Genomic DNA, 21,027 nt, shown 5'->3' with positions numbered 1-21,027 from the left:
CTTGGCCGGCCTGTTCTATGTCGAGGCGCTGCCCGAGGTGGGTGCGCTGGCCGACATCGACGGTGACGCCGGGTTCCATGCCGCGACGGTGCGCCGGATTCGCCCCGGCGAGCAGCTGACGCTGGGCGACGGCGTCGGCGTGCTGGCCGAATGCCGGGTCGAGCACACCGACCGGGCCGGATTGCGGGTTCGGGTAGTCGAGCGCAAGGTTGTCGACGCGCCCGCCCCACCGGTCACGGTGGTGCAGGCGCTGCCCAAATCCGAACGGTCCGAGCTGGCGATCGAGCTGGCCACCGAGGCCGGCGCCGACGGGTTCGTGGCGTGGCAGGCCGACCGCTGCGTCGCCCGCTGGGACGGTGCGCGGGCCGACAAGGGCCTGCGGCGGTGGCGGGCCGTTGCCCGGGCGGCGGCCGGGCAATCGCGGCGCGCCCACATTCCGCCGGTGGAGGGCGTGCTGGGGACTGCCGAGCTGGTCTCGTGGGTGCGTGAACGGGTGGCCGGCGGTACCACGGTGTTGGCGCTGCACGACGGGGCCGGCGCGGGGTTGCCGGCGGTGGCTGCCGCGTCGGCGTTGGCGCTGATCGTCGGCCCGGAAGGCGGTATCACCGACACCGAGCTGGCGGCGCTGACCGATGCCGGCGCTGTTGTCACCCGACTCGGTCCGACGGTGCTGCGCACCTCCACCGCGGCGGCGGTTGCGCTCGGGGCGCTCGGGGTGCTGACGCCGCGCTGGGGGTGAGGCGGTGGACCTGGCCATCGGCGACGGCTACGCGGTGTATCGAGGCCCGATAGGCAGCGGTGGACCCATACACCGTCACGGCGCCTTCCAAATCGTGATGAGCGAATGCGGCGAGGTCGCGCTGGTGGATCCTTGCGGAACCCGTCATCAGGGCCCCGCGCTGGTGGTGGCCCCGATGGTGCCGCACCGGATCATCGCCGCGCCCGATCTGGTCACCTACTACATCGACCCGCACTGCCGGTTTGCCGACCGGTTGCGGCAGCGATACCAGACCGGCATCGCGATCGCCCCGGAACTGGCGCAGCTGCGTGATCAAGACATCGTCGACGCGTGCCGAGCGCCGTCGCATCAGCTCGACCCCCGACTGGTGGCTGCGCTGGCACTGCTGGACAGGGAGCACATCTCGTTGCCGGAACTGGCGGCGACGCTGGATGTTTCGCCGCAGCGGCTGCGTGCCTTGGCGCGACGAGAGCTGGGCATGCCGCTGACCCGGTGGCGGATTTGGTCCCGGTTGCGCCGGGCCGTCGGGGGATTGCGGTCAGGTATGCCGATGGCCGAGGCCGCGGTGGCGGCCGGGTTCTCCGACCAAGCCCACTTCACCCGGCAGATGCGGGAGATGATGGGGCTGACGCCGTCGGTCGTGTTGCAGGCGCTGGGCTCTCACGGTTTCCGGGCGACATAGACCGAGATCGACCCGGTGACGGTCGCCACCACCTCAGCTTCAGCCACCTCGGCGAAGCCGGCTGCCGAGATCAGCTCCGGGAGAACCCCGTCGGCGTTGGGTTGGGTGTCGATCTTGCCGTCGGCCAACTGGACGATTCGGAACGCGGTGCGCATCAACCGGGTCCGCTGCAAGCCGTAGTCGGCGATGACCAGCCGGCCGCCGGGCCGCAACACCGCGAACATCGACGCCAATATGGCGCGCTTCATCGCCATCGGGCACTGGTGCAGCACCAGGCTGGACATCACCCCGTCCACCGATTCCGCGCCCACCGCCTCCACCAGCGCGTCGCCCATCCCGGTCAGCCAGCGCACCCGGCGGCCGGGATCCTTGCCCCGCGCCACCGCCAGGATCTCGGGGTCGGGGTCCAAGCCGGTCACCTGAGCCTGCGGCTGCACCCGGGCGGCCAGCACCGCCAGCGACCCGGTGCCGCAGCCCACGTCGAGGATCGCCTCGTCCGGTTGTGGCGCCAGGTGCTCGACCGTCAGGCCTCGCCACAGCCGCTCTCGCGTCATCGCCACGACGGCGTCGAAGAAACGGGCCGGCGCCAGTCGGCCCAGGGCAGGAGTGAAGGCGTTCTCGCTCATGGCCGCGAGTCTCCGCGCCGCGACCGTTCGCGTCTTGAACGAATCGCTCGCTCCGACCGCCGATACGCTGCGGCAGCGCCGGGAGGCCGGCCCGCGTACAAGCGCTGGGAGCTGACGGCGGCCGACGGTAGACTCACAGCAACCGGCTGACCCGCTGATACCCGGCGCTGACCAGAAAGCAGGCATCGAAAACCCCGTGACGCCCCGCGATACCCCCGCTGCCGTGCCGGCCTCGCAGGTTCGCAGCAGTGTCGATATTCCACCCGACCTCGTCGTGGGTCTGCTGGGTTCCGCAGATGAGAACCTGCGCGCCCTGGAACGCCTGCTGGCCGCCGACCTGCATGTACGCGGCAACGCCGTCACCTTCTCCGGGGAGCCGGCCGACGTTGCCCTGGCCGAGCGGATCGTCTCCGAACTGATCGCGATCGTGGCCGGCGGCCAGGCGCTGACCCCGGAAACGGTGCGCCACAGCGTCGACATGCTGACCGGCGCCGGCGCCGCCAGCGCCTCGCCCGCGGAAGTCCTGACCCTCGACGTCTTGTCGCGGCGCGGCAAGACGATCCGGCCCAAGACGCTCAATCAGAAGCGTTACGTCGACGCCATCGACGCCCACACCGTCGTGTTCGGCATCGGGCCCGCCGGTACCGGCAAGACGTACCTGGCGATGGCCAAGGCCGTCAACGCCCTGCAGACCAAGCAGGTCACCCGGATCATCTTGACCCGTCCGGCGGTGGAGGCCGGTGAGCGGCTGGGTTTTCTGCCCGGCACCCTGAGCGAGAAGATCGACCCGTATCTGCGTCCGCTCTACGACGCGCTGTACGACATGATGGATCCGGAGCTGGTCCCCAAGCTGATGAGCTCGGGGGTGATCGAGGTGGCGCCGCTGGCCTACATGCGGGGACGCTCGTTGAACGACGCGTTCATCATCCTCGACGAGGCACAGAACACCACCGCCGAGCAGATGAAGATGTTTCTGACCCGGCTCGGCTTCGGCTCGAAGATCGTGGTCACCGGCGATGTCACCCAGATCGACCTGCCCGGCGGCGCGAGATCCGGGCTGCGGGCGGCCGTGGACATTCTCGACGACATCGATGACATCTATGTCGCCGAGCTGAGCAGCGCCGACGTCGTCCGGCACCGGTTGGTCTCCGAGATCATCGACGCCTACTCACGCCATGAAGCCGAACAATCCCAGCCGGGACTGACGATGAACCGGGCGGCCCGGCGGGCGTCTCAGGGCCGGTCGCGCCGGTGAGCATCGAGGTCTCCAACGAATCCGGTCTCGACGTCTCCGAGGTCGAACTGGTCAGCGTCGCCAAGTTCGTGCTGGCCAGGATGGACGTCAACCCCGGCGCCGAATTGTCGATGGTGCTGCTGGACACCGCCGCGATGGCCGACCTGCACATGCGCTGGATGGATCTGCCCGGACCCACCGACGTGATGAGCTTCCCGATGGACGAACTCGAGCCCGGCGGGCGCCCGGACGCCCCCGAGCCCGGGCCCTCGATGCTCGGCGACATCGCGCTGTGCCCGGAGTTCGCCGCCGAACAGGCCGCGGCGGCTGGGCATTCGCTCGGTCAGGAACTCGCGCTGCTGACCGTGCACGGCGTGCTGCACCTGCTGGGCTACGACCACGCCGAGCCCGACGAGGAAAAAGAGATGTTCGCGCTGCAGCGCCGGCTGCTTGAGGAGTGGGTCGCCGACCAGGTGGAGAGCTACCGGGTGCAGACCCAGAGCGAGAAGGACCGCCGGTTGCTGGACAAGTCCCGGTACTTCGACGAACCGTGACCGAAACACCGCTGGTAGTCGGCGTGATCGCGCTGATCGGTCTGGGCGGGCTGTTCGCGGCGATCGACGCCGCGGTCAGCACCGTCTCGGTGGCGCGCGTCGCCGAACTGGTCCGCGCGAAACGGCCGGGTGCGGTGTGGCTGGCCAAGCTGATGGCCGAACGGCCCCGCTACATCAACCTGGTGGTGCTGCTGCGCATCATCTGCGAGATCACCGCCACCGCGCTGCTGGTGTTCCTGTTGCACGCGGTGCTCGGGCTGGACTGGGGACTGTTCGCGGCCGCGGCCGCCATGGTGGTCGTGAGCTTCGTCGTGATCGGGGTGGGGCCCCGCACCCTGGGGCGGCAGAACGCCTATTCGATCGCCCTGGCATCAGCGCTTCCGCTGCAAGTCCTTTCGGTGCTGCTCGCCCCGATCAGCGGTCTGCTGGTGCTGCTGGGTAACGCGCTGACCCCGGGCCGGGGATTCCGCAACGGGCCGTTCGCCTCCGAGATCGAGTTGCGCGAGGTGGTCGATATGGCGCAGCAGCGCGGGGTGGTCGCCGCCGACGAGCGCCGGATGATCCAGTCGGTTTTCGAGCTCGCCGACACACCCGCCCGAGAGGTGATGGTGCCGCGCACCCAGATGGTCTGGATTGAACACGACAAATCAGCCGGCCAAGCCACCTCTTTGGCGGTGCGAAGCGGTCACTCCCGGATCCCGGTGATCGGGGAGAACGTCGACGACATCCTCGGCGTCGTCTACCTGAAAGACCTTGTCCAACAAACTTATTACTCGACAAACGGCGGGCGGGACACCACCGTGGCGCAGGTGATGCGCCCAGCGGTGTTCATGCCCGACTCCAAGGCGCTCAACGCCTTGCTGCATGACATGCAGCGCGCCCGCTACCACATGGCGCTGCTGGTCGACGAATACGGCGCGATAGCGGGGCTGGTCACCATCGAGGACGTGCTCGAGGAGATCGTCGGCGAAATCGCCGACGAGTACGACCAAGGCGAAGTGGCGCCGGTGGAGGCTTTGGGGGCCAACAGGTTCCGGGTTTCGGCGCGACTGCCCATTGAGGACGTCGGTGAACTCTACGGGATGGAGTTCGACGCCGGCCTCGACGTCGAGACCGTCGGCGGCTTGTTGGCGCTGGAACTGGGCCGGGTTGCGCTGCCCGGCTCCGAGGTAGTGTCGCACGGACTGCGGTTGCGGGCCGAGGGCAGCCGCGACAGCCGCGGGCGGGTGCGGATCAGCACCGTTCTGGTCAGCCCGGTCGACCACGACGGTCAGGAGGCCGCAGTTGAGCAGTGATCTGCCGGGCGGACAACCCGCCGCGAGTGCGCAGAGCGTGCACTCATTGCGAAAGTCTCCGCGAGAACTCGCGCTGAGTACACGTTCGGCGAAAGGTCGCTCGTGAGCGAATTCCATTCCGGCTTCGTGTGTTTCGTCGGCCGGCCCAACACCGGAAAGTCCACCTTGACCAACGCTCTGGTCGGCGCGAAGGTGGCGATCACCTCCAACCGGCCACAGACCACCCGACACACCATCCGCGGCATCGTGCACCGCGAGGACTTCCAGATCATCCTGGTCGACACCCCCGGCCTGCACCGCCCCCGAACGTTGCTGGGCAAGCGGCTCAACGAGTTGGTCAAGGACACCTACGCGCAAGTCGACGTCATCGGCCTGTGCATCCCGGCCGATGAGGCGATCGGCCCGGGGGACCGCTGGATCATCGAGCAGATCCGCGCTGTCGCCCCCAAGACGAAACTGCTGGTCGTTGTCACCAAGATCGACAAGACCTCCCGAGATAAGATCGCCGCCCAACTGGTCGCCGTCGGTGAGTTGGCCCCCGAGGCCGAGATCGTCCCGGTCTCGGCCGTCAGCGGCGAGCAGGTTGACGTACTCATCGGCGTGCTGGCCGGGGCGCTACCGGTCGGCCCGGCCTTCTACCCCGACGGCGAGTTGACCGACGAGCCCGAAGAGACCCTGATGGCCGAGTTCATCCGGGAAGCCGCCCTGGAGGGGGTGCGCGACGAACTGCCGCATTCGCTGGCGGTGGTGATCGAGGAAGTCCGCCCGCGTGAAGACCGTGACGACCTGATCGAGGTGTACGCGGTGCTCTACGTCGAACGCGACAGCCAGAAGGGGATCGTGATCGGCCGCGGCGGCTCCCGACTGCGCGAGGTGGGAACCGCCGCCCGCTCCCAGATCGAAAAGCTGTTGGGCACGAAGGTCTTCTTGGATCTGCGGGTCAAGGTGGCCAAGAACTGGCAGCGCGACCCCAAACAGCTCGGCCGGCTGGGGTTTTAGAACCGGCGTACGCCGCCGCGCGAGCCGGCGGACAGCTCCGCCGGCCGGGGCGCGAGACCCCGGACGGTCCCCGCTCGTGGCCGGACCGGGGACACATTCCCTCGCCGGCAGGCGCCATTGGGTACATTCCAGGGGTGCTGGAACCCAAGTCGCTGGTTGTCTCCACTGTTGGCCTGCTCATGTGCGCGCAAGCACTGACCGGTTGCGGGGGCGGCCAAAAGCCGATCGATACCACCAAGCTGTTCAACGTCGAGTCGACGTTCGGCTCGGAATACAAGACCCAGACCAAGGGTCCCAACGATATCGATCCCAAGATCCTCGGGCCGCAGAAGATGCCGCCCGGCGTGACGTTCGATCCCTCGGACTGCGCCGACTACGCGGCCAGCAGCGGTCGCCCGCCCAAGGGCATCCGCGGCAAGATGTCGATGGTCTCGATCGTCGGCAACGGCAACCAACTGGTCGCCATCGCCATGCAGGCCGACCAGGACCTGCCCTACGACGAGTCCGCCGCCGAGAGGTGCAAGCACGTCTCCTTCCAGGCCGGCAAGCTCACCGGCTACCTGGATGAGACGGATGCGCCCGAGATCGATCACGCCAAGACGGTGGGCTCGCACTCCGAGATCGAGATCACCGGCAAGGACGGCCAACAGCAGTCCCGCGAGTCCTACACGTTCACCGCCTACCTCGGCAGCGCCCTGGTGCAGGTGACCGCGAACCCGCAGGCGGTACGCGGTCAGCCGCCGGGCATGGTCGACGCCGATCGGGCGCGCCAGCTGCTGGCCGACGCGGTGTCCGCGCTGCGCAGCTAGATGCGCACGCCGTCGGCGCGGGATCGGCGGTGAACGCGCGCGAGCCCCGCGTCATCGTGATCGGTGCGGGCATCGCCGGCATCACGACCGCGCATGTGCTGCGTGAGCGCGGGTTCACCGACATCACCGTGCTGGAAAAGGGTTCCGACGTCGGCGGCGTCTGGCACTGGAATCGCTATCCGGGGCTGCGGTGTGACGTGCCGTCGCAGATCTATCAGTTCGGGTTCGCGCCGAAACCCGACTGGCGGCATGCCTGGGCCACCGGCACGGCGATCCAGCGCTACCACCGCGATGTCGTCGACCGGCTCGGGCTGGCGCCGCTGATCCGGCTCGATACCGAGGTCACCGCCGCACAGTGGGATGAGCGTCGACATTGGACCCTCACCACCGCCGCCGGTGAGCAGCTGGTCGCCGACTTCGTGGTCTGCGCGACCGGTGTGCTGCACCATCCGTTCACCCCCGACATCCCGGGGCTGGCGAATTTCGCCGGCCCGGTTGTGCACACCGCCCGCTGGGACGACGGACTCGACACGGCCGGGAAGCGGATCGCGGTGATCGGTACCGGGTCGACCGGTGTGCAAGTGGTGTCCGCGCTGCAGCCCGCTGCGGCGTCGATCGACCACTACGTGCGTTCGGCGCAGTGGATCCTGTGGGCGCCCACGTCGCTGCGGCAAATCCCGGGTGCTGCAGCGGTGCTGGCGCGGTTCCCGACGCTGCACCGGGCGCTGTACCGGCTCATGACCTTCGGCGGGTCGGCGCTGTTGACCGACGTCACCACCCGCCCGTCCTGGCGACGCCGGGCGGTCCAGGCCTATGCCCGAGCATGTCTGCGGATTCAAGTGCGGGACAAAGAATTACGGGCCAAACTCACACCCGACTACCAGCCGTTGTGCAAGCGCCAAGTGGTGTCGGGAAGCTACTATCGGGCGATCCGCGCCGACAACAGCAACCTCGTCACCGGCGACATCGCCGAAGTCACCCCGAGCGGGATCCGCACCGCCGACGGCGCCCACCGCGACACCGACGTCATCGTGCTGGCGACCGGGTTTCACGCCCACAACTACATGCGCCCGATGCGGTTGCTCGGCCGCGACCGGCTCAGCATCGACGACGCGTGGTCCGCCGGCCCGCGCGCTTACCGGATGACCGCGATCCCGGGCTTCCCCAACCTGTTCACGGTATTGGGCCCGAACTCGCCCACCGGGTCGATCTCGTTGCAGTACACCTCCGAGCTGACCGCGCGTTACATCGCGCAGTGGCTGGAGAAGTTCCGGGACGGAGAGTTGGCGAGCGTCGAGGTCACCGAGGAGGCGACGGCACGGTTCAACGACGAGGTCGCCGCCGCGATGGGCCCGACGGTCTGGAACACCGGCTGCAACTCGTGGTATCTGACCGAGGGCGGCGCCGTCGACTTGTGGCCGTTCGACCGCGCGACGATGAACGCGATGCTGGCCGGTCCGGACCTGGCGGACTTCCACCTGAGCTGAGGCGGAGCTCAGTCCTCGCCGCGCGCCACCGGCCGGGACGGGTCCGAACTCCACTGCGACCATGACCCGGGAAACATCGCGGCGGACCGGCCGGCGGCGGCCAGCGCCGCCACGATCACCGTCGCGCTGATACCCGATCCGCAGTAGGCGCCCACCGCGTCGTCGGCTCCCACACCGCGGTCGGCGAGCAGTCGGGCGACCGCGGCATCTGGCAGGAAAGTCCCGTCGGCGTGCAACAACGCGGTGAACGGCAGATTCTTCGCACCCGGGATGTGGCCGGCGACCGCGTCGACGGGTTCCCCGTCGCCGCGGAACCGTTCCGGGGCGCGGGCATCCAGCAGCGCCAACGTGCCGGACCCGGCGCCGTCGCCGGCTTCGTCAGCGGTCAGGGTGGGTCGAAGCCCGTCGTAGAGATCCTCGGGTAGCAGGGTGACGTTGCCCGGTTCGGGGGAGACCTCCCCGGCCTGCAATACGCCGCCGTTCGCCGTCCAGGCCGACAACCCACCGTCGAGGATGCGCACTCCGGCCGCCCCGGAGGTGGACAGCAGCCACCACAATCGTGCGGACGCGGCCCGGTTCCAGTCGTCGTAGACCACTACCGGCGTGTTGCGCCGCACCCCCCACCGGCGCGCGGCGGCCTCGAGGTTGCGACCGGTCGGGAGCGGATGGCGGCCCCGGCCGGTGACGGCACGGTCGGACAATTCGTCCTCGAGCGAGACGTACACCGCGCCCGGCAGATGACCCTGCAGGTAGGCCTGGTGTCCGTCCGGTGCGTCCAGGCTCCAGCGGGCGTCGAGAATCGTCACCGGATCACCGGCACGCAACAGCTCAGCCAGCTCGGTGGCGGTGATCAGAACCTTGTCGCGCGGGTTCACCGCTGGGCTCTGCTCAGTAGTTGTTGCAGGAGGTGGCGATCGAGGTGATGGTGCCGATGTACTGCTGGGCCTCGGGCATGGCCTGGATCTGGGTGGCGATGCGCTGCCGTTTGTCCGGCGGCGAGGACAGGAAGGACCGCAGCCAGGTCTGGGCCATCGGCGAGGCGTTGAACTCCGCGGCGGCCGCGGGGTTCTCCGCGTTCAGCGCCGCGTTCACCTGCGAGTAGTTGCAGGTGGTGTTGATGATCGGCCCGAGGTCGGGATCCGCGGACGCGAACCCGGCTCCAGCAGACAGCGACAAAGCCAGACTGCCGGCTGCGACAGCGATCCTGGTCAACGACAGAGCGGCCATTTTGCAGACGCCTTTCCCCAGTGCATTTCACGTGTGGATATGAGGTCTTACTTCGAAGACGGACCAAGCTTAGCGGACAGCCGATGGCGTCGCCGAAGTCCGTGGTCACAGCCTTTTCGGGCGTTACGGGCAGGGGTTGGGATCGGTGCGCCACCACGGTGTGGGTTGTTGCGCCGCCCAGCCGCTGATGCCCTCCAGTTCCGCGGCCAGTGAAATCAGCAGACCGTCACTGTTGGCCGGCCCCATCAATTGCACCCCGATCGGCAGGCCCTCGGAGGTGAACCCGGCCGGCACGTTGATCGACGGCCAGCCCAGCAGGTTCCACGGCCAGGTCACCGGGCAGGCCGCGATCATGGCGCGGTCGGTCGCCAGGGCGTCCAGGTCGTCGAACGCGTGCACCAGTGGCGGCGGCTGGGCGGTGGTGGGGGCGAGCACCACGTCGACGATCCGGAAGATCGAACCCACCCGTCGCCGGTCCTTTGCCTCGTGGGCGCGGGCCTTGCGCAGCACCGCCTGCGACAACAGCCGGCCGGTGCGCATGTTGGCCAGCGTGCGCGGGTCGAGGTCCACCGCGCCGCCGAGCGCATTCGCGGCGGTCAGCACCCCAGCGGTGGAGCGGGACAGGAAGTTCCACGACAGCCGCACCCCGTAGTCGGGATTACCCGGAACCACGATGTGCCCGAGCAGGCGAAGCTGCGCGGCGACCTGCTCGAGTGCGGCCCTGATCTCGGGATGTAGCCGGGCGCCGAACCCGGTGTAGGGAAATCGGGTGGACATCGCGATCCGCAGCTGGCCCGGCGCGCGTCCCACGAAGTCGGACACCGTGACCGGGGGCGGTTTGTGCAGGTCACCTGCGGTATTGCCGGAGGCCGCGTCCAGCACCAGCGCCGCGTCCTGGACCGTGCGGGCGAGCACTCCGTTGACGGTGATGCCGTTGAACGCCTCCGGCAGCGGCCAGGTGGAGATGCGGCCCCGCTGCGGTTTGATGCCGACCAGATGCGTCCACGCGGCGGGTATGCGCACGCTGCCGGCTCCGTCGGAACCGATCGCCGCGGCGACCAGCCCCGCGGCGACCGCGGCGGCGCTGCCTCCCGACGATCCGCCCGGGGTGTGTCGGCGAGACCAGGGATTGCGGGTGTCGCCGAACCCGGGGCCGCCGGTGAACGGCCACTGGCCCAACTCGCAGGTGTTGGTCTTGCCGACGATCACCGCGCCGGCGGCTTTGAGCCGCCGCACCACCTCGGCGTCGTGGCCGGCCGGCTCGACGTAGCCGGACGTGCCGAACGACGTGGGTACGCCCGCGACGTCGGTGTCGTCCTTGACCGCGATCGGGACGCCCAGCAGCGGGGCGCGATCGCCGGCGGCGCGGCGCCGGTCGGCTTCGGTGGCACTGCGCAGCGCCGACTCGGTGAACACCACCCGGAAGGCGTTCAGTGTGGACTGGCTGGCGTCGATGGCGTGCAGCGAGCGGCGGACCAGGTCGACGGAGGCCACCTCGCCGCTGGCCAGCTGGTAGAGCTGTTCGGTGAGGGTGGGAAAGCGGGTGCCGGGCGCCGCGGGCGGGAGGGTCATCGGTGACGAGACTATCCGGCGTGCCACGCCGGTGACCGTCCTCGAAACGCCCCCGCGATGATGCGAAACTGGTGCGATGCGGCTGTACCGGGACCGGGCGGTGGTGCTGCGCCAGCACAAGCTCGGCGAAGCCGACCGGATCGTCACTTTGCTCACCCGCGACCACGGGCTGGTCCGCGCGGTGGCCAAAGGGGTGCGCCGTACCCGCAGTAAGTTCGGTGCCCGACTGGAGCCGTTCGCCCACATCGACGTGCAGCTGCATCCGGGCCGCAACCTCGACATCGTCACCCAGGTGGTGTCGGTGGACGCGTTCGCGAGCGACATCGTCAGCGACTACGGCCGCTACACGTGCGCCTGCGTGATGCTGGAGACCGCCGAACGTCTCGCCGGCACCGAGCGGGCACCGGCAACGGCGTTGCACCGGCTGACCGTCGGCGCGTTGCGGGCGGTGGCCGACGGCCGTCGCCCCCGCGAGCTGGTGCTGGACGCCTATCTGCTGCGCGCCATGTCGGTGGCCGGCTGGGCGCCGGCACTGACCGAATGTGCCCGTTGTGCCACCCCCGGCCCGCATCGGGCGTTTCATGTCGCGGCCGGCGGCAGCGTCTGCGGCCACTGCCGCCCGGCCGGGTCGACCACCCCGCCGATGGGGGTGCTGGATCTGATGGCGGCGCTGCACGACGGGGATTGGGAGCTTGCTGAACGTTCAGTGTCGGCGCACCGCAGCCACGCCAGCGGATTGGTGGCCGCCCATCTGCAGTGGCATCTGGAGCGCCGGCTGCGGACATTGCCGCTGGTGGAGCGCGTTCAGCGGGCGGCGGCCGGGCAGGGCGCGGTGGAGGCCGAGGCGGTATCGGAGGCCACCGGCAGCGACGGCTGACCCCGCGGGCACCGGCCCACGGGCACCGACCTGGCAATTGTGTTCGTTTCCGTGGACCATTCGCGGGTCGGCGGTAGGCTGATGCGACTTCACGATCCGAAGGCTCAATCTGGAAGGCAGGCCGAATGATTCACGACACCGGGTGGGGACGCTGGGCGCACTACACCGCGCCGCGGTACGCGGCCGGCCTCGGCGCAGCGGCGGGAGCCCTGCTGGTTGCGGGAATGCTCCCGGCGGTCGGCCCGGTCGCGCAGGCGGGCTTCGGGCCGGGTGTCGGGGCCATGGCGCCGTTGTCGACTCATGCCCCGGGTGCCGATGGGGCCGACGGCGCCGACGGGGCCGACGGTGCTCCGGGTGCCGACGGCCAGGGCGGTAAGGGCGGCAAAGGCGGCAAAGGCGGGCAGGGCGGCAAGGGCGGCCAAGGCGGCAAGGGCGGCCAAGGCGGCGCCGGAGGTAAGGGCGGTGACGGCGGCAAGGGCGGTGCCGGCGGGCACGGCGGTGCCGGGGGCGCCGGTGGTGCGTCCGGCCCGGGCGGCCAGCCTGGTGCGGGCGGTGCCGGGGGTGCCGGCGGAGCGCCCGGGCCGGGTGGAACGCCTGGTCAGCCAGGTCAACCCGGACAGCCCGGACGCGCCGGCTGACTGAGCCGATAAGAGCGAACCGACGCGTCCGGCACGCTGCTCCGATGGGAGTGGCACCCGTCGCGCCGGCCCCAACCACCCCCGCTAGAGTCTGACTCGATCGCCGGGGGGCAACGTAACAAGGAGCCACAAAGAAGTGACTGAGAACCCACGCGCAGATGTCGTATCCCGGCAGTACGAGCGGTGGACCTACCCGCCGCCCATCCACGACCTGCAGGCGTGGTCGGCCGGGAACTGGGAGTGGTTCGACCCGAGCCATGCCCACCGGGTGCTGTGGCCGGACCGGGAGTACCGGCCCGACCTCGACATCCTCATCGCGGGCTGCGGCACCAACCAGGCGGCAGTCTTCGCATACAACAACCCGAAGGCCAGGGTGGTGGCCGTCGACATCAGCCAGGCGTCGCTGGGACACCAGCAGTACCTCAAGGACAAGCACGGGCTGTGGAATCTGGAGCTGCACCAGCTCCCGATCGAGGAGTTGTCCACGCTGGGCATGGACTTCGACCTCGCGGTGTCCACCGGCGTGCTGCACCACATGGCTGACCCGAAGGTGGGGATGAAGGCCATCGCGGAGCGGCTGCGGCCCGATGGCGTCGCCGCCATCATGCTGTACGCGCGCTACGGCCGGATCGGCATCGAGATCCTCGAGTCGGTCTTCCAGGACTTGGGATTGGAGCAGAGCGACGCCTCCATCCAGACCGTGCGGCAGGCCATCCGGATGCTGTCTCCGGACCATCCCGTCCAGTCGTATCTGAAGATCGCCGGCGACCTGGTTTCGGACTCCGGCCTGGTGGACACCTTCCTGCACGGTAGGGCAAAGAGCTACGACGTCGACGGCTGCATCGACCTGGCCAACTCGGCCGGGCTGGACTTCCAGGGCTGGCTGCTCAAGGCGCCGTACTACGCGCACGACATCGCCGCGCCGTCGGGAGGCTTCTACGACGTGGTGAACGCGCTGCCCGAGGCCAAGATCTGGTCGGTGATGGAGCGCATCCACACCCTCAACGCGCGGCACTTCTTCCTTGCCACTCGCCCCGACCGTCCCAAGAACACCTATGCGATCGACTTCTCGACACCCGAGAGTCTCGACTACGTGCCGCTGTTCCGCTTCAAGTGCGGGCTGAACGGCAGCGAGATCTTCCGTCCGGGCTGGCGCATGCAGCTCAACCCGGCCCAGCTGCCGTTCGTGCAGAGCATCGACGGGCGCCGGAGCATCCGTGAGATCGCCTCGAGCCTGGCGCAGGCCGGCGGGCCGTCGCGGGGGAGCACAGCCGATCTGGAGAAGTTCGGCCGCAAGCTGTTCCAATCGCTGTGGCGCCTGGACTTCGTCGCGATGGACCTGAGTACCGATTCCTGATCGTCGGCATGGCCGGTAAACCGCCGCAGCGAACGAGCGGTCACCGCAGGCGGTGCCGGCCCGGTCGGGCAGGATTGGACGCATGGTGTTGAATCGGGCCGATCGCAAGGGCGGCTGCCCGCAGTTGCCCGCGGCACCCGAGGACTATCCGGTGTTCCCGGACACGTCCACCTGGCCGGTGGTGTTCCCGCAGTTGCCGTCACCACCGGGCGGGGGGCCGTGCCGTCCGCCGCAGCACACCTCCAAGGCCGCCGCCCCCCGGATTCCGGCCGAGGCGCTGCCCAATCACGTCGCGGTCGTGATGGACGGCAACGGCCGGTGGGCCACTCAGCGCGGCCTGGGCCGCACCGAGGGCCACAAGATGGGCGAGGCGGTGCTGATCGACATCACCTGTGGTGCCATCGAGATCGGCATCAAATGGCTGACCGTGTATGCGTTCTCCACGGAGAACTGGAAACGTTCCGCCGAGGAGGTCCGCTTCCTGATGGGGTTCAACCGCGAGGTGGTGCGCCGCCGCCGGGAGAACCTCAACGCAATGGGTGTGCGGATGCGCTGGGTGGGTTCGCGACCCAAGATGTGGCGCAGCGTCATCAAGGAATTCGAGATCGCCGAGGCCATGACAGTCGGCAACGACGTCATCACCATCAACTACTGCGTCAACTACGGGGGGCGCACCGAGATCGCCGAGGCCGCACGGGCTATCGCCGCCGAAGCCGTTGCGGGCAAGCTGAACCCGAACCGGATCAATGAGGCCACCGTCTCCCAGCATCTGCACCGCCCGGACATGCCCGACGTCGACCTGTTGATCCGCACCTCCGGTGAGCAGCGGTCGTCCAACTTCATGCTGTGGCAGGCGGCCTACGCCGAGTACATCTTTCAAGAAAAGCTGTGGCCGGACTATGACCGCCGCGACCTGTGGGAGGCCTGCGAACAGTACGCCTCCCGGCAGCGGCGATTCGGGACGGCGTGATGACGGATCTGGCCCACCGTCTCCACACAGTCCTCACCGCCGCGGCGGTGCCCACCGACGCCGAACCTGACGGTGCGCTGACCGTCCATCATGACGGCACGCTGGCGTCATTGCGGGTAGTACCGATCACCGACGAACTGGAGTTGGTGTCGCTCACCCAGATCCTGGCCTGGGACCTGGCGCTGACCAAGAAGTTGCGTGAGCGAGCGGCCGAGCAGGCGCGCCTGAGTCAGCTCGGGACGGTCACCCTGGTCGAGAAGAACGCCAAAGTCGCAGATGTGATGCTGCGCTACAACTTTCCGGGCTCGGGCCTGACCGACGATGCGCTGTGCACACTGGTGTTGTTGGTTCTTGCCAAGGGTGTCGACATCCGGCAGGCGTTGATCGGCTGAGGCCGGGTGTTGCGCCGAGAGCGTCCTACTTCCGGCAATCCGCGCAGGTGCCGAAGATCTCGATGGTGTGGCTGACGTCGGAGAAGCCGTGCTCGGCGGCGATCTGGGCGGCCCACGTCTCGACCTCGTGGTCGGCCACCTCCACCGTGGCGCCGCAGTTGCGGCACACCAGGTGGTGGTGATGGTCCTCCGAGCAGCGCCGGTACACCGATTCACCGGTGTCGGAGCGCAAGGTGTCGACCTGACCGGCCGACGCCATCGCCTGCAACGTGCGATACACGGTGGTCAGCCCGATGTTCTCGCCGCGCTCACGCAGCGCGTCGTGCAACTCCTGGGCCGAACGGAAGTCGTCGATGGTCTCCAGCAGCGCCGAGATCGCTGTGCGCTGCCGGGTGGAGCGCACCCCGGGGGCGGTCAATGGTCTTCACCGGCGTGGGCCACCGCGTCGATGACGATGTGCGCCAGGTGGTGGTCGGCCAGCCGGTAGAGCACTTCGCGGCCCGACCGTTCCCCGGTGACCACCCCGGCCGATTTGAGTATCTTCAGATGCTGGCTGACCAGCGGCTGAGGCACCCCCAGCGCGTCGACGAGTTCGTGGACGCAGCGATGCGACTCCTGCAGCTGCAAGACGATCGCGATGCGCACCGGAGCGGCCAATGCCCGCAGCAATTCGCCAGCGGCGTCGAGGATCTCACGCGGCGGTGTGGCGGGGTAGGCGGGCCCGGTGTGTTGGTGGTCATCGGTTACCAGACCGGTCATCGCGGGCGCCATGTCACCACCTCCGCCCATGTTGGAAACCGTTTTCAGCTGACTCCCACTGTTCCATGCGTAATGATGCATGTCAAAGAACCGTTGCGAGGTCGATACGATATCGGTTGCTTTGCGTGCCGGCGGTGCCGGCGCGGTCCCGACAAGACAGGAGTGCACCCCCTCGTGGCGTCCGTCATCGACACCGTCGTCAACCTGGCCAAGCGCCGCGGCCTGGTTTTTCCGGCCGGCGAAATCTACGGCGGCACCAAATCCGCGTGGGACTACGGTCCGCTCGGCGTGGAGTTCAAAGAGAACATCAAACGACAGTGGTGGCGCTCGGTCGTGACCGCCCGCGAGGACGTCGTCGGCCTGGACTCGTCGATCATCCTGCCGCGCGAGGTGTGGGTGGCCTCCGGTCACGTGGACGTCTTCAACGACCCGCTGGTGGAGTGCCTGTCCTGCCACAAGCGTCACCGCCAGGACCACATGCAGGAGGCGGTAGCCGCCAAGCGGCTTGCAAAAGGGGAGCAGGTCGACCCCGATGACGTTCCGATGAGCGAGATCGCCTGCCCGGACTGCGGTACCAAGGGCCAGTGGACCGAGCCGCGTGAGTTCAACATGATGCTCAAGACCTATCTCGGCCCGATCGAGACCGAGGAGGGGCTGCATTATCTGCGCCCCGAGACCGCGCAGGGCATCTTCGTCAACTTCGCCAACGTGGTCACCACCGCGCGGCGCAAACCACCGTTCGGAATCGCCCAGACCGGCAAGAGTTTCCGCAACGAGATCACCCCGGGCAACTTCATCTTCCGGACCCGCGAGTTCGAGCAGATGGAGATGGAGTTCTTCGTCGAGCCGTCCACCGCCCGCGAGTGGCACCAGTACTGGATCGATACCCGGCTGGCCTGGTACGTCGACCTCGGTATCGACGCCGACAAGCTACGGCTGTTCGAACATCCGCTGGAGAAGCTGTCGCATTACAGCGCCGGCACCACCGACATCGAGTACAAGTTCGGTTTCCAGAACAACCCGTGGGGCGAGCTGGAGGGCATCGCCAACCGCACCGATTTCGACCTGTCCACCCACACCAAGCACTCCGGTGTCGACCTGTCGTTCTACGACCAGGCGTCCGACACCCGCTACACGCCGTACGTGATCGAGCCGGCGGCCGGCCTGACCCGCTCGTTCATGGCGTTCCTGATCGACGCCTACCACGAGGACGAGGCCCCCAACGCCAAGGGCGGGGTGGACAAGCGCACGGTGTTGCGCCTGGACCCGCGACTGGCGCCGGTAAAGGCCGCGGTGCTGCCGCTGAGCCGCAACGCCGACCTGTCGCCGAAGGCCCGGGATCTGGCCACCGAGTTGCGCCAGTCCTGGAACGTCGAGTTCGACGACGCCGGGGCGGTGGGCCGGCGCTACCGGCGCCAGGACGAGATCGGCACCCCGTTCTGCATCACCGTCGACTTCGACTCCCTGCAGGACCACGCCGTCACCGTGCGCGAGCGCGACAGCATGGCCCAGGAGCGGGTGGCCATCGACGGGGTGGCCGACTACCTGGCCGTGCGCCTCAAGGGCTGCTGACCTTCGCGCGAGCATGGGGGGCATCTCCCGCTTGCGCGAGCGTGCGTGTCCCCGGCCCGACACTCCGTGCCGGCGCCGGATCCACGCACGCTCGCCACCGGCAGGGCAGCGGTAGCCGCCGGTTATCCACAGCCGTGACTGGCGTGGTTGTCGTTCGCGCCGCACGCTGCGGCGATGACCAACGAACTGGACATGCTGCTGGCTAAGCAGGGCGGGGTGGCAACCGCCGGACAGTTTCAACGCCACCTTGGCCGCGCCGCGTTCGAAACGGGCGTCGCCCGTGGTGAGCTCACCCAGGTGTGGTTCGGCGTGTATTCCCGAAGCGACCCCGATACCACGCTCCGGCTGGCGGGCCTGGATCTGCGTGCCGGTGAGCAAGTCGCGGTCTGCCTCGGGACCGCCGCTGCGGCATACGGTTTCGATACCGAAGAGGTAACCGACCTCCACGTACTGAACCCCGTCGGGCATCAGTTACGCAACTCCGATGGGCTGGTGGTGCACCGCCGCGACGCAGCGCCGCTGGCCTTCGTCGACGGCCGATTGGCAACCGAACCCGCGTGGACAGCAGTCGAAGTCGCCCGCAGCCTTCGCCGGCCGAGGGCATTGGCCACTCTCGACGCGGCGTTGCGCAGCGGGACCTGTGATCGTCGACAGTTGCGCTCGGCGGCAGCCCGCCAGGGCGGGCGGCGGGGGATAGTGGCGGTGCGTGACTTGATTCCGCTGGCCGACGGGCGGTCGGACTCGGCGATGGAGAGCGAAGCACGGCTGAGAATGATCGATGGCGGCCTGCCGGTGCCGGAGTTGCAATACAAGATCGTCGATCGCAACTTCCAGATCTGGACGGTCGACTTCGCGTGGCCGGCCTACCGGGTTGCGGTCGAGTACGACGGTTTCGATTTCCACAGCAGCCCTGAGGCCCTGCGCCGCGATCGGCGCAAGCGCGCGGCATTGCAGGACGTGGGGTGGACGGTACTGTCGCTTGTCGACGACGACGTTCGGCGTCGTCCCTGGGACATGGTGCGCCGCATCGAGGGGGAGATGTCCCGGTCGCGGGCCGCGTGATCGCCGGCGCGAACGTGCGGAATTCCGGGGATTTCCCCGGCGTGTCGACCGGGGACGCGCACGCTCGCGGTGGTTGGGCTAGAAGCGGCCGCCGCCGCCGAAGAAGCCACCGCCGCCCGAGGAGCCGCCGAACGAGGTCGGACTCCAACCTCCGCCGCTGCTACCGCCGCCGAAGCCGCCACCCATACCGCCACCGCTGAGGATGTTGCCGATGATGATGCCGCCCAGCATGGCGCCGGTGTCACCGCCACGACCGGGGCCGCCGCCGTAGCGCCCGTAGTAGGCCCGCTGCGCGGCCTGCACGTCGGCCTTGGCCAGTGACTGGGCCGCGGCGGCCAGTGTGGCCGCACCGTTGGCCTGGCTGATGGCGCCGGCGACGTCGGTGCTGCGCGTGTCCTGGGCGGCCTCGAGCCGGCGGCGGGCCTCGGCCAGCCGGGTGCGGGCCTCCGGGCCGACGCTGCCGCGGCGAGTGTCGATGTAATCCGAGACGGCGCGGATCCGCGACGACGCGGTGAACAGCGCCTGCTCCAGCGTGCGGGCCAGTCGCTCGGCGGCCGCGCGCTCCTCGGCCACGGTGTCCAGCAGCCGGTCCAGATCAGCGTCGGCCTTGGTCAACGCGGTGAACGCCCCCAGCGGATCTCCGCTGGCCCGCGCGGCGGCGACAGCCCTGACCGCGGTGTCGCGGGCCGAGGTCAGCTCGGACCTGTGTGGGCCCGCGCCGCGCTGCAGCTGTGCATTGGCCTGTGCGATGCCGGCTTCGGCGTCGGTGATCGCCTCCGGCAGCGTGGCGACCGCGTGCCTGATGTCGCGGGCGGCGTTGTCCACCGCGTCGAGCAGTGCCCGGCCCTGGCCCAATCCGGACTCCGCGGCCCGCACGGCGTCCACCAGTTCGCTCTGCCCGCCGGTCACCGGGCGATCGGCCAGCCCGCGCGCCCGGGTGATGTTGCGTTCGGCGAAGGCCGCCCGGTCCTGCGCGGTCTTGACGTTGCCGGACACCGAACTGAGTGCCGTGGCGTCGAACTCGCGATGCAACTCGACCAGGTTCTGCTCCGAGAGCGGAATGCGCCCGGTCAGCTCGACGAGCCGTCGGGTCAGGTCGTCGAGGCGTGCCGGTGCGTTGAGCACCAGGTCACGCAACTGCTCGAACGACGCACGCTGGGTCTCCAGTTCGCGGTCGGCCTTGGCGGCGGTGACGATCACCCCGGTCAGCAGATCGCGCTGCTGGGCCGGTGTCTCGGGGATGTCGTCGTCGAGTTGCTGACGCACCGTGAAGGCGTGCTCCATGGCGGCGTTGGCGCTCGCGACCGCCTGTGCGAACGGCCGGGTGCGTTCCTGCCCGAACTCATCGACCGCCAGCTGCAACTCGTTGGCGCTAGTACGTACCGCGTTGTCGACCTCGACCACCTTCTCGCGCGACAGCGCATCCAATGCGAACACCGGCACGGCGGCCAACGCGTTGGGATCGGTCGGGTCGACGCGCCGGGCTGCGGCCAGCGCCGCGGCGTGACGCCTACGCCGCAGCTGACGTGCCACCAGCCACACCACCACGCCGGCGGCCGCCACCGCGGCCAAAGCGATCAAGATCGGCGCCCAGTTCACCTCGGCCGGAGCTGCCGCCGCGTCCAACCCGTCGGCGGCGACAGCGGCCGCCCCGGCCCAGTCGCCGCGGTGCAGGGCCGGCTCGATCTGGTTGCGCCGCAGCGCGTCGACCTTGCCGGTGCTGATCTCGGAGATGCCATTGGACACCAGGAACGCGTAGCTGCGGTCGGCGGTGGCCACCGCCAGCAGGGCGTCGTTGTTGCCCAGGTCGCTGAGCTGGGCGGTGCTGCGGCCCCACCCGTCGGCGGTCTGCCCGGAGAAGACCTCGACGTAGACCACCCACAGCCGGACGTGCCGGTCGGCGTAAAGCTTGTCGATCGCGGCCTGCACCTCGGCGCGGTCGGATTGCGACAGCACCCCGGCGCTGTCGGTGATCGAACTGGGCAGCCGCAGCGGTGGCTGCGCCGCGGCGCTCGGCGCCACGAGCAGCGCCGCGGTGAGGATCGCCAGGACGGCGCTGATCAGGCGCGTGATTCGCATGCTGGTCAATGTATATGCGATCCCTGGGCGATCGATGGAATTCTGCGGCCGGCCTGGACGGCTCGGGTGGCTCGGGCGGCGCGGCGCCGGACTTCGG

22 protein-coding genes are annotated in these 21,027 nt (G+C 69.1%); 15 read left to right on the top strand and 7 right to left on the bottom strand.

The window, feature by feature from the left end; all coding sequences use genetic code 11:
* Position 1 precedes the first annotated feature (1 nt).
* Positions 2 to 739 (top strand): 16S rRNA (uracil(1498)-N(3))-methyltransferase, encoded by a 738-nt coding sequence (locus tag G6N19_RS01665; RefSeq protein WP_013828487.1) that lies wholly within the window; start codon positions 2 to 4, stop codon positions 737 to 739.
* Positions 740 to 743: 4 nt separating this feature from the next.
* Complete coding sequence (locus G6N19_RS01660) at positions 744 to 1,421, top strand: helix-turn-helix domain-containing protein (protein ID WP_041317622.1); 678 nt, start codon at positions 744 to 746, stop codon at positions 1,419 to 1,421.
* Here G6N19_RS01660 and G6N19_RS01655 read toward each other — a convergent pair.
* Positions 1,400 to 2,047, bottom strand: coding sequence for a class I SAM-dependent methyltransferase (locus tag G6N19_RS01655; RefSeq protein WP_083036291.1), 648 nt, complete (start codon positions 2,045 to 2,047; stop codon positions 1,400 to 1,402). The genes G6N19_RS01660 and G6N19_RS01655 overlap by 22 nt on opposite strands.
* Positions 2,048 to 2,243: 196 nt before the next feature.
* Between G6N19_RS01655 and G6N19_RS01650 the strand changes: the two genes are divergently transcribed.
* From G6N19_RS01650 to G6N19_RS01625, 6 genes are all read left to right on the top strand, one after another.
* On the top strand, positions 2,244 to 3,302 hold the full coding sequence (locus G6N19_RS01650) for a PhoH family protein (protein WP_193465651.1): 1,059 nt from the start codon (positions 2,244 to 2,246) through the stop codon (positions 3,300 to 3,302).
* Positions 3,299 to 3,835, top strand: a complete 537-nt coding sequence (ybeY, locus tag G6N19_RS01645) for an rRNA maturation RNase YbeY (RefSeq protein WP_013828491.1) — start codon at positions 3,299 to 3,301, stop codon at positions 3,833 to 3,835. The genes G6N19_RS01650 and ybeY overlap by 4 nt, the downstream gene beginning before the upstream one ends.
* Entirely contained in the window at positions 3,832 to 5,130 is a 1,299-nt protein-coding gene (locus G6N19_RS01640) for a hemolysin family protein (RefSeq protein ID WP_013828492.1), read from the top strand. The genes ybeY and G6N19_RS01640 overlap by 4 nt, the downstream gene beginning before the upstream one ends.
* Before the next feature lie 102 nt (positions 5,131 to 5,232).
* On the top strand, positions 5,233 to 6,129 hold the full coding sequence (gene era, locus G6N19_RS01635; RefSeq protein WP_013828493.1) for a GTPase Era: 897 nt from the start codon (positions 5,233 to 5,235) through the stop codon (positions 6,127 to 6,129).
* Positions 6,130 to 6,263: 134 nt separating this feature from the next.
* A complete protein-coding gene (locus G6N19_RS01630) occupies positions 6,264 to 6,938 on the top strand; it encodes a DUF5642 family protein (protein ID WP_041317626.1) in 675 nt (224 codons plus the stop codon).
* 29 nt (positions 6,939 to 6,967) lie between these two features.
* Positions 6,968 to 8,425: a flavin-containing monooxygenase gene (locus G6N19_RS01625; RefSeq protein WP_193465650.1), complete on the top strand. Its 1,458-nt coding sequence runs from the start codon at positions 6,968 to 6,970 to the stop codon at positions 8,423 to 8,425.
* 8 nt (positions 8,426 to 8,433) lie between these two features.
* Here the strand turns inward: G6N19_RS01625 and G6N19_RS01620 are convergent, their stop codons facing one another.
* The 3 genes from G6N19_RS01620 to G6N19_RS01610 form a co-directional block, all read right to left on the bottom strand.
* Entirely contained in the window at positions 8,434 to 9,300 is an 867-nt protein-coding gene (locus tag G6N19_RS01620; RefSeq protein ID WP_083036289.1) for a sulfurtransferase, read from the bottom strand.
* A gap of 13 nt (positions 9,301 to 9,313) precedes the next feature.
* Entirely contained in the window at positions 9,314 to 9,652 is a 339-nt protein-coding gene (locus G6N19_RS01615) for a hemophore-related protein (RefSeq protein ID WP_013828497.1), read from the bottom strand.
* A 123-nt stretch (positions 9,653 to 9,775) separates the two neighbouring features.
* Positions 9,776 to 11,224 carry an amidase gene (locus G6N19_RS01610; protein ID WP_083036288.1) on the bottom strand — a complete coding sequence of 483 codons (1,449 nt, stop codon included), beginning with the start codon at positions 11,222 to 11,224 and terminating at the stop codon, positions 9,776 to 9,778.
* 76 nt (positions 11,225 to 11,300) lie between these two features.
* Between G6N19_RS01610 and recO the strand changes: the two genes are divergently transcribed.
* The 5 genes from recO (at position 11,301) to G6N19_RS01585 (ending at position 15,458) form a co-directional block, all read left to right on the top strand.
* On the top strand, positions 11,301 to 12,101 hold the full coding sequence (gene recO, locus G6N19_RS01605; RefSeq protein WP_013828499.1) for a DNA repair protein RecO: 801 nt from the start codon (positions 11,301 to 11,303) through the stop codon (positions 12,099 to 12,101).
* Between the two features lie 125 nt (positions 12,102 to 12,226).
* On the top strand, positions 12,227 to 12,739 hold the full coding sequence (locus G6N19_RS01600) for a hypothetical protein (protein WP_193465649.1): 513 nt from the start codon (positions 12,227 to 12,229) through the stop codon (positions 12,737 to 12,739).
* A gap of 136 nt (positions 12,740 to 12,875) precedes the next feature.
* Positions 12,876 to 14,096 (top strand): class I SAM-dependent methyltransferase, encoded by a 1,221-nt coding sequence (locus G6N19_RS01595; RefSeq protein ID WP_013828501.1) that lies wholly within the window; start codon positions 12,876 to 12,878, stop codon positions 14,094 to 14,096.
* Positions 14,097 to 14,178: 82 nt separating this feature from the next.
* Positions 14,179 to 15,066: a decaprenyl diphosphate synthase gene (locus G6N19_RS01590; protein WP_013828502.1), complete on the top strand. Its 888-nt coding sequence runs from the start codon at positions 14,179 to 14,181 to the stop codon at positions 15,064 to 15,066.
* On the top strand, positions 15,066 to 15,458 hold the full coding sequence (locus tag G6N19_RS01585) for a hypothetical protein (RefSeq protein ID WP_193465648.1): 393 nt from the start codon (positions 15,066 to 15,068) through the stop codon (positions 15,456 to 15,458). The genes G6N19_RS01590 and G6N19_RS01585 overlap by 1 nt, the downstream gene beginning before the upstream one ends.
* A 25-nt stretch (positions 15,459 to 15,483) precedes the next feature.
* Here the strand turns inward: G6N19_RS01585 and G6N19_RS01580 are convergent, their stop codons facing one another.
* Both G6N19_RS01580 and G6N19_RS01575 read right to left on the bottom strand, forming a co-directional pair.
* Positions 15,484 to 15,876 carry a Fur family transcriptional regulator gene (locus tag G6N19_RS01580; RefSeq protein ID WP_013828504.1) on the bottom strand — a complete coding sequence of 131 codons (393 nt, stop codon included), beginning with the start codon at positions 15,874 to 15,876 and terminating at the stop codon, positions 15,484 to 15,486.
* Positions 15,873 to 16,229: an ArsR/SmtB family transcription factor gene (locus tag G6N19_RS01575; RefSeq protein ID WP_013828505.1), complete on the bottom strand. Its 357-nt coding sequence runs from the start codon at positions 16,227 to 16,229 to the stop codon at positions 15,873 to 15,875. The genes G6N19_RS01580 and G6N19_RS01575 overlap by 4 nt, the downstream gene beginning before the upstream one ends.
* 150 nt (positions 16,230 to 16,379) lie before the next feature.
* On the opposite strand from G6N19_RS01575, the gene G6N19_RS01570 reads away from it, so the two are divergent.
* Together G6N19_RS01570 and G6N19_RS01565 are read left to right on the top strand one after the other, a co-directional pair.
* Positions 16,380 to 17,789 (top strand): glycine--tRNA ligase, encoded by a 1,410-nt coding sequence (locus tag G6N19_RS01570; protein WP_193465647.1) that lies wholly within the window; start codon positions 16,380 to 16,382, stop codon positions 17,787 to 17,789.
* A 174-nt stretch (positions 17,790 to 17,963) separates the two neighbouring features.
* On the top strand, positions 17,964 to 18,851 hold the full coding sequence (locus tag G6N19_RS01565) for a DUF559 domain-containing protein (protein WP_193465646.1): 888 nt from the start codon (positions 17,964 to 17,966) through the stop codon (positions 18,849 to 18,851).
* 78 nt (positions 18,852 to 18,929) lie between these two features.
* Here G6N19_RS01565 and G6N19_RS01560 read toward each other — a convergent pair whose 3' ends face one another.
* Positions 18,930 to 20,930 (bottom strand): TPM domain-containing protein, encoded by a 2,001-nt coding sequence (locus tag G6N19_RS01560; protein ID WP_193465645.1) that lies wholly within the window; start codon positions 20,928 to 20,930, stop codon positions 18,930 to 18,932.
* Positions 20,931 to 21,027: the final 97 nt, after the last annotated feature.

It is taken from the genome of Mycobacterium novum (assembly GCF_010726505.1).
Taxonomy (GTDB): Bacteria; Actinomycetota; Actinomycetes; order Mycobacteriales; family Mycobacteriaceae; genus Mycobacterium; species Mycobacterium algericum.
The sequence above is the reverse complement of the archived record's forward strand: the minus strand, read 5'-3'. Positions and strand labels throughout refer to the sequence as shown.

Coding starts and splice junctions, on each gene's coding strand:
- G6N19_RS01565 (WP_193465646.1), top strand. CDS start 17,964: ATGACCAACGAACTGGACATGCTGCTGGCTAAGCAGGGCGGGGTGGCA.
- G6N19_RS01610 (WP_083036288.1), bottom strand. CDS start 11,224: ATGACCCTCCCGCCCGCGGCGCCCGGCACCCGCTTTCCCACCCTCACC.
- G6N19_RS01560 (WP_193465645.1), bottom strand. CDS start 20,930: ATGCGAATCACGCGCCTGATCAGCGCCGTCCTGGCGATCCTCACCGCG.
- G6N19_RS01585 (WP_193465648.1), top strand. CDS start 15,066: ATGACGGATCTGGCCCACCGTCTCCACACAGTCCTCACCGCCGCGGCG.
- G6N19_RS01575 (WP_013828505.1), bottom strand. CDS start 16,229: ATGGCGCCCGCGATGACCGGTCTGGTAACCGATGACCACCAACACACC.
- G6N19_RS01655 (WP_083036291.1), bottom strand. CDS start 2,047: ATGAGCGAGAACGCCTTCACTCCTGCCCTGGGCCGACTGGCGCCGGCC.
- G6N19_RS01615 (WP_013828497.1), bottom strand. CDS start 9,652: ATGGCCGCTCTGTCGTTGACCAGGATCGCTGTCGCAGCCGGCAGTCTG.
- G6N19_RS01590 (WP_013828502.1), top strand. CDS start 14,179: ATGGTGTTGAATCGGGCCGATCGCAAGGGCGGCTGCCCGCAGTTGCCC.
- G6N19_RS01600 (WP_193465649.1), top strand. CDS start 12,227: ATGATTCACGACACCGGGTGGGGACGCTGGGCGCACTACACCGCGCCG.
- recO (WP_013828499.1), top strand. CDS start 11,301: ATGCGGCTGTACCGGGACCGGGCGGTGGTGCTGCGCCAGCACAAGCTC.